Origin of the sequence: Saccharopolyspora erythraea NRRL 2338, assembly GCF_000062885.1 — a bacterium.
Lineage (GTDB): Bacteria > Actinomycetota > Actinomycetes > Mycobacteriales > Pseudonocardiaceae > Saccharopolyspora_D > Saccharopolyspora_D erythraea.
The window spans coordinates 2,498,633-2,514,369 of sequence record NC_009142.1 but is presented as its reverse complement, the minus strand read 5'-3'; the positions used below and the strand labels follow the sequence as shown (position 1 = coordinate 2,514,369).

At 66.4% G+C, this 15,737-nt stretch carries 18 protein-coding genes and 1 pseudogene; 9 read left to right on the top strand and 10 right to left on the bottom strand.

Going from position 1 to position 15,737, the window contains the following annotated elements; all coding sequences use genetic code 11:
- Positions 1 to 40 precede the first annotated feature (40 nt).
- The 4 genes from SACE_RS11345 to SACE_RS11335 all read right to left on the bottom strand — a co-directional run bounded on the left by SACE_RS11345 (position 41) and on the right by SACE_RS11335 (position 2,757).
- Entirely contained in the window at positions 41 to 1,243 is a 1,203-nt protein-coding gene (locus SACE_RS11345) for a site-specific integrase (protein WP_009951198.1), read from the bottom strand.
- Between the two features lie 65 nt (positions 1,244 to 1,308).
- Positions 1,309 to 1,635, bottom strand: a complete 327-nt coding sequence (locus tag SACE_RS11340; protein WP_009951199.1) for a helix-turn-helix domain-containing protein — start codon at positions 1,633 to 1,635, stop codon at positions 1,309 to 1,311.
- Positions 1,635 to 1,937, bottom strand: a complete 303-nt coding sequence (locus tag SACE_RS39105; RefSeq protein WP_231849976.1) for a tyrosine-type recombinase/integrase — start codon at positions 1,935 to 1,937, stop codon at positions 1,635 to 1,637. The genes SACE_RS11340 and SACE_RS39105 overlap by 1 nt, the downstream gene beginning before the upstream one ends.
- Positions 1,867 to 2,757, bottom strand: coding sequence for a site-specific integrase (locus SACE_RS11335; RefSeq protein WP_231849975.1), 891 nt, complete (start codon positions 2,755 to 2,757; stop codon positions 1,867 to 1,869). The genes SACE_RS39105 and SACE_RS11335 overlap by 71 nt, the downstream gene beginning before the upstream one ends.
- A 591-nt stretch (positions 2,758 to 3,348) precedes the next feature.
- Here SACE_RS11335 and SACE_RS11330 point away from each other — a divergent pair.
- On the top strand, positions 3,349 to 4,104 hold the full coding sequence (locus SACE_RS11330) for an NUDIX hydrolase (protein WP_009951201.1): 756 nt from the start codon (positions 3,349 to 3,351) through the stop codon (positions 4,102 to 4,104).
- 36 nt (positions 4,105 to 4,140) lie between these two features.
- Positions 4,141 to 4,949 (top strand): IS5 family transposase gene (locus SACE_RS36225; RefSeq protein WP_085982275.1). Its coding sequence is split into 2 segments (ribosomal slippage): positions 4,141 to 4,480 and positions 4,480 to 4,949, totalling 810 coding nucleotides; the frame shifts between segments, so codons are not numbered across the junction.
- Positions 4,950 to 5,109: 160 nt separating this feature from the next.
- On the opposite strand, the gene SACE_RS11315 is transcribed toward SACE_RS36225, so the two are convergent.
- The 3 genes from SACE_RS11315 to ltrA all read right to left on the bottom strand — a co-directional run bounded on the left by SACE_RS11315 (position 5,110) and on the right by ltrA (position 8,184).
- Positions 5,110 to 5,661 carry a hypothetical protein gene (locus SACE_RS11315; RefSeq protein WP_009951627.1) on the bottom strand — a complete coding sequence of 184 codons (552 nt, stop codon included), beginning with the start codon at positions 5,659 to 5,661 and terminating at the stop codon, positions 5,110 to 5,112.
- 272 nt (positions 5,662 to 5,933) lie between these two features.
- Positions 5,934 to 6,758, bottom strand: coding sequence for an IS5 family transposase (locus SACE_RS11310; protein WP_011873634.1), 825 nt, complete (start codon positions 6,756 to 6,758; stop codon positions 5,934 to 5,936).
- A gap of 163 nt (positions 6,759 to 6,921) precedes the next feature.
- Positions 6,922 to 8,184 carry a group II intron reverse transcriptase/maturase gene (ltrA, locus tag SACE_RS11305; protein ID WP_372491178.1) on the bottom strand — a complete coding sequence of 421 codons (1,263 nt, stop codon included), beginning with the start codon at positions 8,182 to 8,184 and terminating at the stop codon, positions 6,922 to 6,924.
- Between ltrA and SACE_RS40070 the strand changes: the two genes are divergently transcribed.
- The 3 genes and pseudogenes from SACE_RS40070 to SACE_RS39095 all read left to right on the top strand — a co-directional run.
- Entirely contained in the window at positions 8,076 to 8,372 is a 297-nt protein-coding gene (locus SACE_RS40070; RefSeq protein WP_372491177.1) for a transposase, read from the top strand. The two genes, ltrA and SACE_RS40070, sit on opposite strands and share 109 nt — an antisense overlap.
- 14 nt (positions 8,373 to 8,386) lie before the next feature.
- Positions 8,387 to 8,686 carry an IS5/IS1182 family transposase gene (locus tag SACE_RS40065; RefSeq protein WP_011873632.1) on the top strand — a complete coding sequence of 100 codons (300 nt, stop codon included), beginning with the start codon at positions 8,387 to 8,389 and terminating at the stop codon, positions 8,684 to 8,686.
- Positions 8,687 to 8,731: 45 nt separating this feature from the next.
- Positions 8,732 to 8,959 (top strand): annotated as a pseudogene (locus SACE_RS39095) (transposase family protein); the annotation flags it as partial.
- Positions 8,960 to 9,330: 371 nt separating this feature from the next.
- On the opposite strand, the gene SACE_RS11285 reads toward SACE_RS39095, so the two are convergent.
- From SACE_RS11285 to SACE_RS11280, 3 genes are all read right to left on the bottom strand, one after another.
- Entirely contained in the window at positions 9,331 to 10,119 is a 789-nt protein-coding gene (locus SACE_RS11285; protein WP_011873630.1) for a TrbL/VirB6 family protein, read from the bottom strand.
- 2 nt (positions 10,120 to 10,121) lie between these two features.
- Entirely contained in the window at positions 10,122 to 10,283 is a 162-nt protein-coding gene (locus tag SACE_RS39920; protein ID WP_011873629.1) for a pilin, read from the bottom strand.
- Between the two features lie 253 nt (positions 10,284 to 10,536).
- Positions 10,537 to 11,187: a hypothetical protein gene (locus SACE_RS11280; protein WP_197537731.1), complete on the bottom strand. Its 651-nt coding sequence runs from the start codon at positions 11,185 to 11,187 to the stop codon at positions 10,537 to 10,539.
- Positions 11,188 to 12,248: 1,061 nt separating this feature from the next.
- Here SACE_RS11280 and SACE_RS11275 point away from each other — a divergent pair.
- The 4 genes from SACE_RS11275 (at position 12,249) to SACE_RS38665 (ending at position 15,634) form a co-directional block, all read left to right on the top strand.
- Positions 12,249 to 12,707 carry a hypothetical protein gene (locus tag SACE_RS11275; RefSeq protein ID WP_009945786.1) on the top strand — a complete coding sequence of 153 codons (459 nt, stop codon included), beginning with the start codon at positions 12,249 to 12,251 and terminating at the stop codon, positions 12,705 to 12,707.
- Between the two features lie 59 nt (positions 12,708 to 12,766).
- The gene (locus SACE_RS11270; RefSeq protein ID WP_009945788.1) at positions 12,767 to 13,738 is read left to right on the top strand and encodes a TRM11 family SAM-dependent methyltransferase; all 972 of its coding nucleotides are present in this window, start codon (positions 12,767 to 12,769) and stop codon (positions 13,736 to 13,738) included.
- Between the two features lie 194 nt (positions 13,739 to 13,932).
- Positions 13,933 to 14,859: a recombinase family protein gene (locus SACE_RS38670; RefSeq protein ID WP_197537730.1), complete on the top strand. Its 927-nt coding sequence runs from the start codon at positions 13,933 to 13,935 to the stop codon at positions 14,857 to 14,859.
- 25 nt (positions 14,860 to 14,884) lie between these two features.
- Positions 14,885 to 15,634 (top strand): recombinase zinc ribbon domain-containing protein, encoded by a 750-nt coding sequence (locus SACE_RS38665; protein WP_009945790.1) that lies wholly within the window; start codon positions 14,885 to 14,887, stop codon positions 15,632 to 15,634.
- The last annotated feature ends 103 nt before the right edge of the window (positions 15,635 to 15,737 follow it).

The window sequence follows — 15,737 nt, the reverse complement described above, 5'->3', positions numbered from 1 at the left end:
GGGGCTGACCTCCCGCGCACGGCCCCGGGGCCGCTGGTGGTCAGGTCAGCCTGTCGTGATCGCCTGCGGCGTACTGGCTCCAGTTGACGCCGAGCTGCTGGGCTACCTGGGTGAGGTGGGTGTCGTCGAAGCCGAGCACTTTCGCGATCACCGGTGGCGGGGCGTCGAGCAGGAGCTGCTGGAGCGCGGCGGAACGGCCGCTGAGTGCGGGCAGGCCGGCGCGTCGCAGGTGCTTGCGGACGCCCGCGGCGGTCATGGGCTGGCCGGGGTTGATGCTGGGGAACAGCCAGTTCGCGCCAGCATTGCTGGTGGTGAGGTTGCGCCGGTGGTCGAGGTAGTCGGTCAGGATCGCGTCGAACGGCGCGGGCACCGGGGTGGGCGGGTCGCCGAGCCGGAGGAGGACTTCGGTGTCGGTGCGCACGATGTCGTCGACGGTCAGGCGCAGGACCCGCAGGAGGGGTTGGGCGTAGAGCACCATGAGCACGGCGGACACCCGGGCTGTCGGGTGGATGGTGTCGTCGTCGGCCAGACGGCGTAGCACGTCGAGCCGTTGCTGCTGGGTGAGCGGGCGCGGGTTCAGCTCGCGGCGATGCGGGATCGACGCCGGGCTGATCAGCTTGGCGCGCATCGCCCACTTCAGGAACGCGGTGGCGAGCCTGCGGGTGTAGAACGGGCCTTCGGCGAACCAGGCGTCGAGCTCGGGCTGGCCGACGTCGCCGAGCTCCTGGCCGCGTTCGTGCAGCCAGGCCAGGAAATCGATGGCGTGGGAGACCTGGTGCTGGGCGCCTTCCACCTGCTTCGGGGCGATCGGCCGTTGTTCGGCGAGTTCATGCAGCCGTCGCCGGACATGCCAGGCGGTGAACCGCTCGATGAGCCGTCGGTGCTCGACGTGCTCGATCACGGCGAGCTTGGCGCGCAGCCACCGATCGAAGGCCAGCAGATGACGATCGGCCTGAGGCAGACAACCGCGCCGCATCAGCAAGTCGCGCAGGAACGCCACGGACCGCCAGTGGCTGATCGCTTCCAGCTCGGTGACCGTCTCGTGGGTGATCGGCCCCGGATCCGTTGCCAGGGCTCCCAACATCCGCTGGACGTGCGGGCGGCCTATCCATTTCTCTCCGGTAGCGGGGTTCGGCATCGCGGTGAGCCCGTCGGCGAAGGCCCGCAGGTCCTCCCGGACCGCGCCGGTTCCGTCATCGAGCAGGGCGTGCAGCCGGACGGTGAAGCAGCAGCGCGCGCACAACCCGCTCCGGCGGCGGTAAATCTCCTGCTCGTTCTCGCACCGGGTACAGGACGACGGCATCGTGTTCAGGAGTCGGGGCGCAACCGCGCCCGGGTCGGCCGCTTGGCGTTGAGGTTGATCGCGCCGGTGTCGGTGCCGGTGCGGCGGACGGTCTTGTCCTCGGCCGAGGTGGTGATGAGATCGGCGGGTGTGCAGGCGAAGATGTCGCACACCGCCGCCAGCACCGGCAGCGACAACCGCTCCGGCTTGCCGGAGACCAACCGGTGCACCTGCGACACCGACAGGTTGATCCCGCGTTCGGCCAGCGGTGCCACCAGATCCGAGGTCTGGTACATGCCGTGGGCGGCCATGACCTCGCGCAGCCGCCACTCGTAGCCGACCTCCCGCTGCATCAGATGCTTCCCTTCACATTGAGGGCGGCGTTGACCGCCTGTCCCAAGGCGCGGCGCATGGTGCGCACGCGAAAGTCCGACGACACGCACGTGTAGAGCGAGGTCGTGCTGGCGTGCTCATGACCGAGCTGGAACTGCACGAACAGCGGATCGTAGCCGTCCTCGATCAGATACGTGGCGTAGCTGCGGCGCAGCGAGTGGAAATCCAGCCCCGGGTCCAGGCCGAGAGCGTCACGGTAGGTGGCGAACCGCCTGTCGATCCGGGCGAGACCGATCCGCGGTCCACGCTCCGAAGGCCACAACGCCGAGTTCCCCTCGACGGCCAACAGCGGCCGGACCGTCTCCACCCACTCCTGCACGACCAGCACAGACCAGGGGAACAACCGTCATGACGGTGCGCTGCTTGGGCGGCGATCCCTTCTTGGCCTTGCCGAACCGCACCCGCACCCGTCCGAACTCGCCGAACTTCGGCTCGTGCGGATTGCGACCGAAGTCCACGGTGTCGAGCATCCGAGCCTCGTTGCGCCGCAACCCGTAGGCGTAGGCGGACTTGAACAGCGTCGCATCGCGGAACGCGGGCAACCAGCCCTTGCGGCCGGCGCCGCGGGCCTTGAGCACCTGGTCGTCGGCGTAGTCGAAGAACGCCTGCAACTCCTCCACGGTGAACGCGCGCTTCGTCGGAGACGCCTCGATCTCCTGAACATGGACGGCGGCGTTGCCGTCGTGGATCACCGGGACCGGGAACGTCCCGAACCGACGCTCGCACTCGGCCGGCCACTCGTAGGCCGAGCTGGTCACGTAATCGCCGAACGACCGGAGTGCGTCCTGATAGGACCGAAGCGTCGACCTCGCGCAGTGGCGGATGGCTCGCAGGTCAGCGAACCACTCGTCAGCGAACTGCGGTGTCCAGTCCCAGGGGAAAGCGTTGGTGTAGTCGACGAACGCCCGCACCGTCCGCTCCCGCTGCTCGATCGTCGAGAACGCCAGGTTCCGCGCGAGCTGCTGGTTCCGCCAGCCATTCAGCATCGCCTGGAACACCTGCTCGTCCGGCCGCAACAGCGCCACACCGTCGACCAGATGCAGCCGCGCCGCCGCGCCGTCACCGACTTCTCGGCCCCGCATCCGCCCTCCCGTCCGTTCGCATCAGACGCGAAATCTTTGCATCCAATGCGAACGGTGTCCAAACCCCCTGCACACAGCCTCAGCGCAGCCCCCGAGCAAGGGGCGGAACCTCCCGGTTGTCCGAGCACCGGGAAACCGCAAACCCCGAGGACACGGTTTCAGCACCCGGAGTGCCCGCAACTCCGCAGCTCGTGGTGACGAATTCGCATCCGGTGCAATAGGAAACAAAAAGTGGAAACACGAAACCGCTGTTGAGGACTGCCGCCCGGCTGCGAATGTGGGGCTTGTGCAGTAAGTGCCTCGATGAACCGTCGCCGGGGTTACCCCGCGCCGAGGGAGCGCCGAAGAGTTCACAAAGAGCGCGACGGATCCAGCGCTCGTGCCCCTGCGGCGAGGTCTCGGCTGACTGATGCCTACGCGCGGAGGGCTCGAGCGGCAAGCCCCCGTGCGAACTCGTCCGCTCGTTCCTCGCTCCCGACTTCGCACTTTCCGGGCTGGCCGCTCGACCCCTCCCCGCGTCGAGACGGCATCAGCCGAGACCCCACCGCAGGGGCCGGCGAGTTGAAATCACGTTCCACCATGGAGGTTTTGATGTCCTGGTCTGCACTTGACCAGCAGATTCTGCCCGACGACACCCGCTGGGGGCAGGGCTTCGCGGGCCGCGCCTACACCGACAGCGAACTCGCCGAGTTCGCCCAGCACGTGGCCGAGACCCAGCAGCCCGGCTACGGACCTCGCCTGCACGCCTCGGCGGCCGGGTTCGAGCGCACCGAGCACGGCTACAGCCTGCCGCCCGGCTACGACGCGACCGGCTCGCCCCACCGTGCCGGCGTCAACCCCGCGCGGCTCGACCCCGATATTCCGACAGCCGCGGACGGCTGGCAGCTTCCCGCTGCTGTGCAGCAGCACTTCCGCGAGCGCGCGTTCGCCCTGGACCAGCACGGCAGGCCCGTCCACCCGCACGCCGACCAGCTGCTGGAGCGCATCGGCATGAACACCGGCATCGGGTGGGGATGGCGGCTCGGCGAAAACGTCGTCGTCGACGCCGTGGTCCTCATCGGTGACGGGGTCCTGCTGTGGCACACCGGCGATGCCGGCCGGTGGGCCGTGCCCGGCGGCTACACCATTCCCGCCGATCACGGTCTGACCAATGCCGACTGGAACGCCGGTCGGCGCCCGGTCTCCGTCGAGGGCATCCAGGCCACCGCGCGACGCAAGGTCGCCGCAGAGACCGGCATCGACCTGCCGCAGGACTGCCCTGGCGAGATCGTGCGCGGAATCCGCCCGATCAGCTCCCCGCACATTCTCCGGACTAACAACTCGTTTCAGAATAATGGGCGTGTCTGATAGCGATGGTTGATCGACTCGGTGCATGGTCATGGTGTGATCGAGGAGTTGGTGCCAGATCAGTTGTGGTCTCGGGTGCAGCCGTTGCTCCCGGCGCGTCCGCCTCGCCGGAGCCGGTACCCGGGCCGGTTGCCGGTCGACGACCGGGCCGCTCTGGCCGGGATCGTGTTCGTGCTCAAGACCGGGATCACCTGGCGGGAACTACCGCACGAGGTGGCGGGATGTTCCGGAGTGACGTGCTGGCGGCGGTTGCGGGACTGGAGCGAGGCCGGGGTGTTCAACGCGGTGCACGAGCTGCTGCTGGACCAGCTTCGGGCTTTGGATCGGCTCGACCTGAACACTGTGGTGGTCGACGGATCGCATGTGCGGGCGCTCAAAGGGGGGCGGCGACGGGCCCCTCGCCCGTCGATCGGGCTCGCACCGGCACCAAACACCATGTGATCACCGACGCCGGCGGTATCCCACTGGCAGTGACGGTCACCGGCGGCAACCGCCACGACAGCACCCAACTCATCCCGCTGGTCGAGGCTCTGCCCACGATCCGTGGTAAGCGCGGTCGGCCTTGGCAACGGCCTCGCTGGCTCTATGGCGACCGCGCCTACGACTACGAACATCACCGGAAAGCCCTGCGCGAACGAGGAATCATTCCGCGTATCGCACGCCGCAACACCGGACACGGCTCCGGTCTCGGTAAGGTCCGCCGGGTCGTGGAACGCACGTTTGCCTGGCTGCACCAGTACAAACGCCTCCGCACCCGCTACGAACGCCGCGCCGACATCCACCTCGGGCTCCTCCGGCTCGGATGCGTCCTGATCTGCTACCGCCAACTACCAACCTCATTCTGAAACGAGTTGTAAAGAGGCGTCCCGGTAGCTTTCGCGCAGCAGGCAACGTTTTAGCGTCTGAACTGCGATTACGTCGATCAGTCCGTGGCCATGCGGGCGGCGAGTTCCTCCGCGCTCGGCGTCCAGGTGCCGCGTTGAGCGTCGATCACTGCGCGGTGCTCTAGGGTCCGCGGCGTTCGGGCTGGGTATTCACCGTCGTGCCGCCGACGATGGCGCCGATGCCGGCGAAAGCAAGCATCAGCAGGATGTTCTCGTCTTTGTCCCGGTACGCGAACACGGCGGCGGTGAGCACGGTGAAGGCCGCAGTGGCGGAGCTGACCAGGACCAGGAGCGTGCTCAAGCCGGCGAAGTGCGCGTCCGTCGCCTTCCACCCCACCACGATCGTGGCACCTGCCAGGGCGGACAGGACAATGAATCCGAGGCCGAGCAGGGTCCCGGCCACTGGGAGGTCCGCGAACTCGTCGCGGATCGTGTAGGAGATCTTGCCTGAATTCGACCTTCGGCGTTCGTACACCCGGAGGAATCCGATGACCCACAGAGTGCCGGTGATCGCGGTTGCCAGGAGCAGCTTGGACACGGGGCCCAGCGCCGTGAGCGTGGAGGCGTCAGGGTTCGTTCTGCGGCCCTGGTGGACTTGGATGACAGCTGCAGTCGTCTGGACCAGGGTGGCGGCGATGACGATCCACTTGATGACATCGGAGTCGGGGGACATCTGCGGATGGTCTCGCGGTCGAGGCACACGGCGCCCGGGATTGCGGGATTCCGGACCGTGGGAGTCCGGCTACCGCCCGAACGGAGCAAGCGCGAGGAGGGGTGGTGTGATGTTCTGGTGACTGTCGGCCGCCGGTGTCGGCCGGGGATTCGGGGCTGACCACTACCTACTGGATCAGCCATCACGACTCAGTCAGGAAACCCTCTGACCAGCACTAATCCAACTAGGCGATGCTTTCTGACGCCTGCTACCGGAATGCCTAAGGGGTCCTTTCAGATTGCGTGTGTGGGGAGCTTGGCGGCGAGGATCATGCAGTGGGTGAGTTGGAGGAAGCCGTCGTGGATGTCGTCGCGGGTTTCCCAGCGGATCCGTAGGCGGCGTGGTCCGTGCAGCCAGGCGATCGCGGCTTCGACCACCCACCGCAGCTTGCCGAGGCCGGAACCGTGGTCGTCACCTCGGCGAGCGATCCGGGGTGTGATGCCCCGGGCCCGCAGCTTGTCTCGGTAGACGTCGTGGTCGTAGGCCCGGTCTGCGTAGAGGCGGCGGGGTTTGCGGCGGGGCCGACCCGGCCGTCCGCGCACCGGTGGGATCGCCTCCACCAGCGGCACCAGCTGGGTCACATCGTTGCGGTTGCTGCCGGTCAGCACCACCCGCAACGGGGTTCCACAGGCATCGGTGATGACGTGGTGCTTCGAGCCCGGCCGACCACGGTCAACCGGACTCGGACCGACTTTTGGGCAACCACGTCCCCGTTTGGCCTGGATCTGGGAGGAATCCACGACCGCTCGGGAGAAGTCCAACTGATCGGCCGCTCGCAGGCGATCCAGCAGCACCCGCTGCAACTGCTCCCATACTCCGGCCTGCTGCCACTCGGCCAACCGCCGCCAGCACGTCGACCCCGAGCCGAATCCCAACTCCTGCGGCAGAAACTCCCACTGGATGCCGGTGTAGAGCACGAACAAGATGCCCTGCAGAGTCTTGCGATCGTCGATCCGACGCCGACCCGGATACCGAAACCGACGCTCGTGCCGGGGCAGCAACGGCTCGATCAACGCCCACAACTCGTCGCTGACCTCCCACGGCCTCGGGCGAGCCATCCCACGCTCCCAACGATCGAAACGTGATCAACTCCAGCCACCACCATGCCAGACCAAGATCATTATGCAAGGACCCCTAAAGCCTGGTCGGGTGGCCGGGAGGGGTCTCACCTCCCGGCTCCCACAGATCCGGGCGTAACAGTCTCCCGTTACCCGGCTCTTGTCATCCTGTTCCCCAGACGTCGCGGGTCCAAGCCCAATGCGCGAACATGCGCGGGTGCTGGGTGGTGATCCTGGCCCAGCATGCCTTGGCTTTCTTGGACTGGCGCAGTCGTTTGTATTTCTTGCGGATCCAGCGCATCAGGTAGGCGTTGATGCGTTGCAGGAAAGGGTGCAGTGCGGAGCGGTAGAACGCGCCGTAGTACTGCATCCAGCCTCGCACGACGGGGTTGATTCGTCGGGCGAGGGCGGCGAAGGTGTGGCCGGTCCGCAGGTGCAGCCGCCAGGAGCGGACCTCCCTGCTGATCTTGTTGAGGGCGCCCTTGCTGATTGCGGGCAGAAAGCCGGTGAACTTGTTCCCGTGCTTGCTGCGCGCCACGCGCGGGCGGAACGTGAATCCCAGGAATGTGAACGCGGTGTTCTCGTAGCTGAGACGGCGCTTGCTGTCCTGGCAGTACACGATCTTGGTTTTGTCGGGATGCATTCGCAGCCCGACCTCGGCCATCCTGTCCGCGATCGCCGCCCGCATTCTGCGGGCTTGGTCTTCGCTGACGCAGTGGACAACCGCGTCATCCACGTAGCGCTCGAACGGAATGTTCGGGTGCTCCCGAGCCATCCAGGAATCGAACGCGTAGTGGAGGAACAGGTTTGCCAGCACGGGCGAAACCGCCGACCCTTGCGGGGTTCCTCGGTCCCGCTGCTGCAAGGTCCCGTCGGGAAGCTGCAGCGAGGCATGAAGCCACCGCTTGACATACAGCACTACCCAACGCTGGTCGGTGTGTGCCTCGACCGCCTTGACGACGAGATCCCAGGGAACGCTGTCGAAGAACTTCTGGATGTCCAGATCGATCACCCAGTCGTACTTCCAGCAGCGCCTGCGGCATGCCGCGACCGCGTCCAGGGCCGACCGGTTCGGTCGGTAGCCGTAGGAGTCCGGATGGAAGATCGGCTCGACCTTGGCCTCCAGTCTCGCGGCCACCACTGTTTGGGCGATCCTGTCCGCGACGGTGGGCACGCCGAGCACCCGGACCCCGCCGCCGTGCGGTTTAGACCGCATCTCATTTGGGTGTGCCCTTGGGAGGGGGATATCGTTGATCAACTGTGAGCGATGTGGAGAAGTGGTGTCCGGAGCCGTTGTGGCTGCTGGCGCGTTCGCTGTTGCCCGAAGCGCCGCAACGCCACCAGGGCGGAGGTCGGCGTCGGCTGGACGACCGCGCGGTGCTGGCCGCGATCCTGTACGTGCTGCAAACCGGGTGCGCCTGGTCAGCGCTGCCCACCTCGTTCGGAGTCAGCTGCGCCACCGCACACCGCCGGTTCACCGAGTGGTCCCAAGCCGACGTGTTCACCCGGCTGCACCAGGAACTGCTGGACCTGCTCGGCACCGCTGGAGCGATCGACTGGTCCCGGGCGTCGGTGGACAGCATGCATATCCGGGCGGGCAAAAGGGGGACCTGACCGGCCCCAGCCCGGTGGATCGAGGCAAGCCCGGCTCGAAGATCCACGCGATGAGCGACCGCAGTGGCATCCCGCTGGCCGTGGTCATCTCCGCGGCCAACCGCAACGATCACCGGGAACTTCAGACGGTGATCGATGCGGTTGCGCCGGTCAGAGGGTCTGCCGGACGGCCTCGACGTCGGCCGCGCAAGCTGCACGCCGACAAGGGCTACGACTATCCGGTCTGCCGACACGCGTTGCGTCGGAGAGGAATCATCGCCCGGATCGCTCGCCGGGGTATCGAGTCGACCACCCGGCTGGGACGCCACCGCTAAAGGTTGTCCCGTATTCACGGCTCGGGGCGGGTAGTGGATCATGTGCTGTTGCAGGTGATCGGGGTTGATCAGCCGGGGTGGATACCGACGTTCACCGGGTTGTCGGTGCGGCAGTTCGGCAAGCTGGTGGGCATCGTGCGCCGTCGCGGCGCCGAGCAGACCGGCGCCGGCCGCCGGTGGGGGTTGTCGTTGGATGACCGGGTGCTGCTGGTCGCGGTCTACTACCGCACCAACCTCACCCTGCGGCAGGTCGCGCTGCTGTTCGACATCTCCCCGCTGCGCCCTCGAGCGGTTCACCCGCGGCTTTGGGTCAGGACGGCTATTCGCGGATTTCCGCGCCCGAGTCCGTTTGACATTGAGCGGGAGCACGTACTGCCCGTGCGCGTCTGCTATCGACTTGGCAAATGGATCAGGTGGTTGCGACGGTGTCACGCGGCGCTTCAGTGCAGCGCCGCCGCCTCCCCCGCCACCTCGGGCGAGCAATCCGAACGTCTTATAGGCAATGACGCCACGCACGAGACTGGCGAGCATCGATGACCGACCGCCACCACGAATCGACCCCAAAATCCAGAAAGGAATCTTGATGAGCACGTAGCACAGCGCGAGCGCCACCAGAAAGGACACCATGACCGGCCCCTTTATTACTAGAAGAGAGTGATGCCCGCGCCGGGCGTGAAGAACAGCTTCAGCGCACCGACCAGCGCGAGCGACTGAGCCACCTGGATTGCCGACACACCGCCGAAGGCTTTCCACCACCAGAACGCGACCGCTTCGGTTTGCGGCAACGCGTGGCACATCAGCAAAAGAGGGGCGGCAGCGAGCAGAACAATGGCGAGCGTGACTCGCACGATGTAGGTCAACAGCACCACGATGAGCATCACCAGCAACGCCAGCGCCATGAACAGAAGAAAGAGCCCGCCGCCGTCGAGATCGTGCATCAACGTCTCCGCCATGACGCGCCCGGCTTGCTGCGGATCGAGCTGCTCACCGAGCACCGCACGCGACAGCGCGTTCGCCAAACCAATGGCGTGCCCGGACAACAGCAGCGACATGTTGGCCGCCAGAAAACCGATCGCGATGCGCGGCAGTATCTCCTTGATCGTGGTGCGCGTTTGCAGGCTTTGGTAGGCCATCACGATCAATCCCGCCAACATGATCAGCACCGCGTACACGGCGAGCACGATGTGCTGCGACCGCGTCCAGATCTCGCCCATCACCGGGATCTGATCCAGCTGCGGCGTGACCAATAACGAATCCGCCAGCATCCGCAGCACCTCATTGAGCCCCGGGGTGACCAGATCCCGGAAGAACGCCTCGATCGCATCCGACACACACGCCGGGACGTTGGTGAACCCGCACTCGGACTCCGACGTCCCCGGATTCGGCGCCTGGGACGGGACCGCGGCGCGCGGTGCCTCGACGGCAGGGGCCATGGTCACGCACCCACGATCTGCCTGAGGATGTCGACCAACACCGGAGCCAACGCGGTCAGCAGATAGCCGATGCCCGCGTTACGCAGAGCCTGCTTGGCCTTCTCCAGCTCCCCCGGCTCACCGTTGCTCGCCACGTACCTCAGCCCGCCCAGTGTCAGGAACACGGTCGCGACGAGCGCGAGCAGCCCATGATCCAGTTGCGGATGTTGGTGAGCACTTCGTCGAGCGTCCGGGCCAGAGCGACAACGTGGGTGGACTCAGCCCACCCGGCTCGTTGCCACACCATCCAGCAGCACACGGCGACCGCGGCGACAAGCACGAGGCCCGGTTGCATACCGCGGGCTGCGCACCGCGTAGACATCGGACGTTTCAGCGGGCCCCGGGCGTTGACGCGTCGGGAACGAGGACGGGTTCTGTTCAGCATGGCGGCATCTCCGAAGTCACAGCGGATGGGGCAGTCGGCGTACAACGGCCGCGTCTCTGAACTCCGGTTCCGCGGCCCTTCGGGGACATCAAGGGGCCGCATCGGGTCGTCGAATCTCCTGCTGCCTCCTCGCGCAGATAGGCTGCGAGGCGGTGCTCGACCCGTCGGCGACACTTCTTGAGCGCCTCGTAACCGATCCCGCGCTCCTGGGCGACATCGGCCAGCGGCTTGCGCTCGAGCCGGGTGGCAGCGATCAGCTCCGCTTCACCTGACGTGATCACGTCCTCGGCAACGGCGCGGGCAAGTACGAGATCCGGATGTCCCGCAGCTTCCGAAACCTGCCGAGAGCTCAGCGGAGCGGTGCCGTCGTCAAGCGCTGGAGACGGGGCGTCGAGGGCCTCGCGCAGCACGCGGTGGCCGCCGCGGTACGCCGCCCACCGCAGCCGGTTCATGATCAACGGCCTGATGAGATCGATTTCGGCGAGCTCCGCGAGGAACCCGGTCAGCACCCCGGAGTGGATGTCGGCGGGGTCGGCGGCGAACCGCGCCGACAAGCGGGCAGCGATCGAGGTGAGCGCGGGTAGCGCCAGCCCGGCGCAGGCGACGGACCATGCACCGCCTTCGGCGCGAGCACGTTCGACCACGTGGGCCCACACCGCGTCCCGAACCTGCTGCGGCACCGCCGATGCAGCAGCAGATCACGCAGCTCGTCCAGCGCCAGCCGGCGCGACGGCAGTCCGGGGAAGCGATCTCCGTCCAGGCTGATCGGATGCGGTCCGGTGACCAACAGGCGGAACGCGCGACGCGCGGCGTCGAGAGGACCTGGTTGACCATCGGTTTGCGAATTCGTGGAGTGTCGGTTCACCGCAGCTCCTTGCGACACGAATGGAACAAGACGTGCCACAAGAAGGCCACATGACGCCTTACCGGCCTCTTACCATCTGAATTCCGCGCAGTTTCAATCTGCGCACAGCCCGCTTACCAGGCACATACCTTGCGCCCCTACCCTCGGCATTGCCGATCTTGATGGATGCGACTCAGGCTGTCGCCACACCAGGGTGGTACTACGTCTGAGCCGCGACGTTACCCCATGTCATGGGCCTGGACACCAGCTCGAGCCGCGGCTTCACGCAGGCTCGACACCTCGCCCCGCGATGACATCCCGACCTTCACGAGTTTTCCGTCCACCACTTCGCGCAGCCGAAGAGGATCTCGAGAAAATCTGCCGACCTGTGTCCCGAATGGACTCGCATTCCGGAGTTCAGGAGTGTCAATCACCGCCGCCTTTTCGCGGCTTCCCCGGAGGACACTCATGGCCAGCCCGGACACTCCCAACACCGGACGCAATTCCAACCAACGGCGCGGCTCGTCCCGCCCAAGGCACCGAGGAGCGGATCCCCGGCCCTACCCCGGCGCCCCGACACGAACCCGACCGACCCAAGCACGGTCGACCTCCCGACGGCCGCGGGCCCAGAACGCTTCCCCCGCACCGACGCCCGCCACCGTCTGGACGCCCCGCACTCCGCTCACCTCCGCGAAGTGGCCCGCCCCGCTCGTTGCCCAGATCGTCCACGCCTTCACCTCGTCCGGCGACCGAGTAGGCCTACTGCCCTGGCCAGGTACCTCCGCATCCACATCTGCTCGTGACCGCTCGCCCGGATGCGAGCGCGAGCATGAAAAGGAACGCGACGACGCCCTCGCAACCGTGGTCGAGCTCGACCGGATCAGCTCGCTGGAACACCTCGCCGCGCCGGCGACGCCAGCCCTAGTTCGGACACCCGAGCAGGAGGCCGCCTCCGCGTCCGAATTGGACTTGCTCATCACGAGCCTGCACCCCCGCGACTGCGACGACGCCGGCTGCGACCGCGTCGCCACCCACGCCGCTCACCGGCTCCGCACCGGCGGCATCCTCGTCGTGCTCACCCACAGCCACCAGGAACACGGCGAACTCCTCGACCCCACCGGCACAGTCGTCACCGCCGCGCAGAACGCCGACCTGCTGTACCTGCAGCACATCGTCGCCCTCCACACACCCATCCGACACGGGCGACTCTTCACCGAGCCGACCACGCCGGACGCACCTCACCCGCCGACGGGCCTCCATCGACGCGTGCACTCAGACCTGCTCGTGTTCGCCCACCCGAGCACCAACGGCACCAGCTGAAACCTCGGACGTATCGACGCCAAAGTCCCCAAGCTCCCTCTGCCCCGAAGGACTTCCCTGTGGATCTCCAGACACCGCCCGCCGACCACGACAACTCCTCCGAACCCCTGTCGGTGTGGACCACGGCCCAGACCGCACCCGCGAGCCAGCGCAAGCATCGCTACACCCCCGACTCCACCGCCCACCCGGCCAAGATGCTCCCCGCCATCGCCCGCCACGCCATCACCCACTACACCCAGCCCGGCGACCTCGTCCTCGACCCCATGTGCGGCATCGGCACCACCCTCGTCGAAGCAATCCACACCGGACGCCACGCACTCGGCGTCGAATACGAACCCCACTGGGCCCACATCGCCCGCGACAACATCGCCCTCGCCCACGCCGCCGGCATCGACCACCGCGGCGAAGTCATCCAGGGCGACGCCCGCCAGCTCTCCTCGCTGCTCCCCAGCACCTACCTCGGTCAAGCCGCACTGGCGGTCACCTCACCCCCGTACGGGCCCTCCACCCACGGGCAAGTCGTCACCCAGCCCGACCGGATCGTGCACAAGTTCCACCATCGCTACGGGAACACCCTCGACCGCGGCAACCTCGCCAACATCGGCCACCAACGCCTACTGACCGGCTTCACGCGCATCCTCACCGGCCTCCGCCACTACCTGCGCCCCGGCGGACACCTCGCGATCACCATCCGCCCCTGGCGCGAACACTCCGAACTCATCGACCTGCCCGCCCAGATCCTCACCTGCGGCCGCCAAGCCGGACTCATCCCCACCGAACGCTGCGTCGCCCTCCTCGCCCGCGCCGCCGAACACCACCTCGTCGCCCGCGGCAGCTTCTTCCAACGCGACTTCATCCGCAAACAACGCGACGCCGGACTCCCCCTCCACCTCATCACCCACGAAGACGTCCTCATCTTCCGCACGCCAGAGACATCCATGGGTGCCGAGAACCTCGGGCAGCGCCAACCGCGACCACGCGTCTCGCCAGCATGCCTTTCAACCATCGGCTCGAAACCAGCCAACGCATAACGGCCGCGAAGTCTAATGGGCAAGAATCGGCTGGAGGCCGAGCATCAGAGTATCTCCGTGGAGCTACCCAGCTCCGCACCCGAATTTAGTGATCCTGCCGCAAAGATAATGCTTCGGCTTCTTCTTCACGTGTCATCGAGCGACAATGGGGACGCAAACAACACCCCCAACTCATCCAGCGAGAACACACTACCATGACACTACAGTTCGCCTTCTACGGCCGCGTTTCTACCGAAGACCAACAAGACCCGGAGACGTCACGGAACTGGCAACTAATCCGCGCCCGCGGACTGACAGACGCACACGGCCACATCGTGACAGAGTATTTCGACGTCGGCCACACACGCGCGTTGCCGTGGAAGCGACGTCCCGAAGCGTCTCGGCTTCTGGCTGCGCTCGCGGACCCAATGCGTGGATTCGACGCCGTTGTCATCGGCGAACCCCAACGCGCCTTCTACGACAACCAATACGGGCTCACATTCCCGGTCTTTAACCACTACGGAGTCGGACTCTGGGTTCCTGAAGTCGGTGGCCCGATCGACCCCACGAGTGAAGCCCACGACCTGATCATGGGTGTCTTCGGCGGGATGTCCAAGGGCGAGCGCAACCGCATCAAAATCCGCGTACGCACAGCGATGCAGTCACAAACCCAGATCGAAGGTCGTTACCTGGGCGGCCGCCCGCCCTACGGCTACCGCCTCGCCGACGCCGGCCCCCACCCCAACCCGGCGAAGGCTGCCGACGGAAAACGTCTCCACCGACTGGAACCCGACCCGGAAACCGCACCGGTCGTCCAGAGAATCTTCCGCGAGTACCTGTCGGGCGCCGGGCTTTACGCGATCGCTGAGGGACTCACCCGCGACAACATCGCCTGCCCCAGTGCTCATGACCGCAAACGCAACTCGCACCGAAGCGGCGTGGCCTGGTCCAAGGGCGCCATCCGAACCATCCTGACCAACCCCCGGTACACCGGCCGCCAGGTGTGGAACAAGCAACAAGCACGAAGGCCTCATCGACGTCGAAGACGTCGCGCTCGGCCACCAGACCAAGCTGCGATGGAACGATCCCTCCCAGTGGATCTGGTCCGACAGCACGGTCCACGAAGCCCTTGTCCCACCTGAGGACTTCGACCACGCCCAAACCAGAATGCACGCTCGCCGCGCCACCACCCACACCCAACGGGCCCCGCGACCATCGTCGAGGCGCTACCTGCTGCGGGGGCTGCTCTACTGCGGCCTGTGCGAACGCCGGATGCAGGGCAACTGGATCAGAGACCTGCCGCACTACCGCTGCCGCTACCCGCAGGAATACGCGCTGGCGAACAAGGTGCAGCACCCCAACAACGTCTACCTACGCGAGCACCTGCTCATCGATCCACTCGACGGCTGGATCCAGACCGCCTTCCGACCCGACCGAGTTGAAGCCACACTCACTGCCCTGACCGACGCGCAGACCACGAGCGTCGACCCCAGCATCATCAAAGCCGAGCAGACGCTCGCCGACTGCAACGCCAGACTCCAGCGCTACCGCGCAGCACTCGAAGCCGGAACAGACCCCGCCATCATCGCCACCTGGACAGCCGAGATCCACGCCACCAAGCAAAGCGCCGAACGGGTTCTCAACCAGGCCAAGCGCAACCACCGCTGGACCCGCGACGACATCCGAACCGTGATCGACAACATCGGCGGCATCCGTACCGCGCTGCGCAACGCCGACGGCAGCGACAAGACATGCCTCTACCAGGCCCTGGGCCTACACCTGACGTATCACCCTGACGAACAAAAAGTGGTGGTCCAGGCTAGGCCTGACCACCACATCGTAGGCATAAAGTCTGTGTCCGAGGCCGGAGTCGACCCATACGCCTACCCCACCCAACACGGCTACATTCACCTATGACACCACGCTGGCCTTAGCAACACCAACCGCAAACGCGACCGCACAAGGTACAAGGCTCATTTTTTGGCAGAGCGCCATAGAGTTATCCCGAACCCGCGGATCG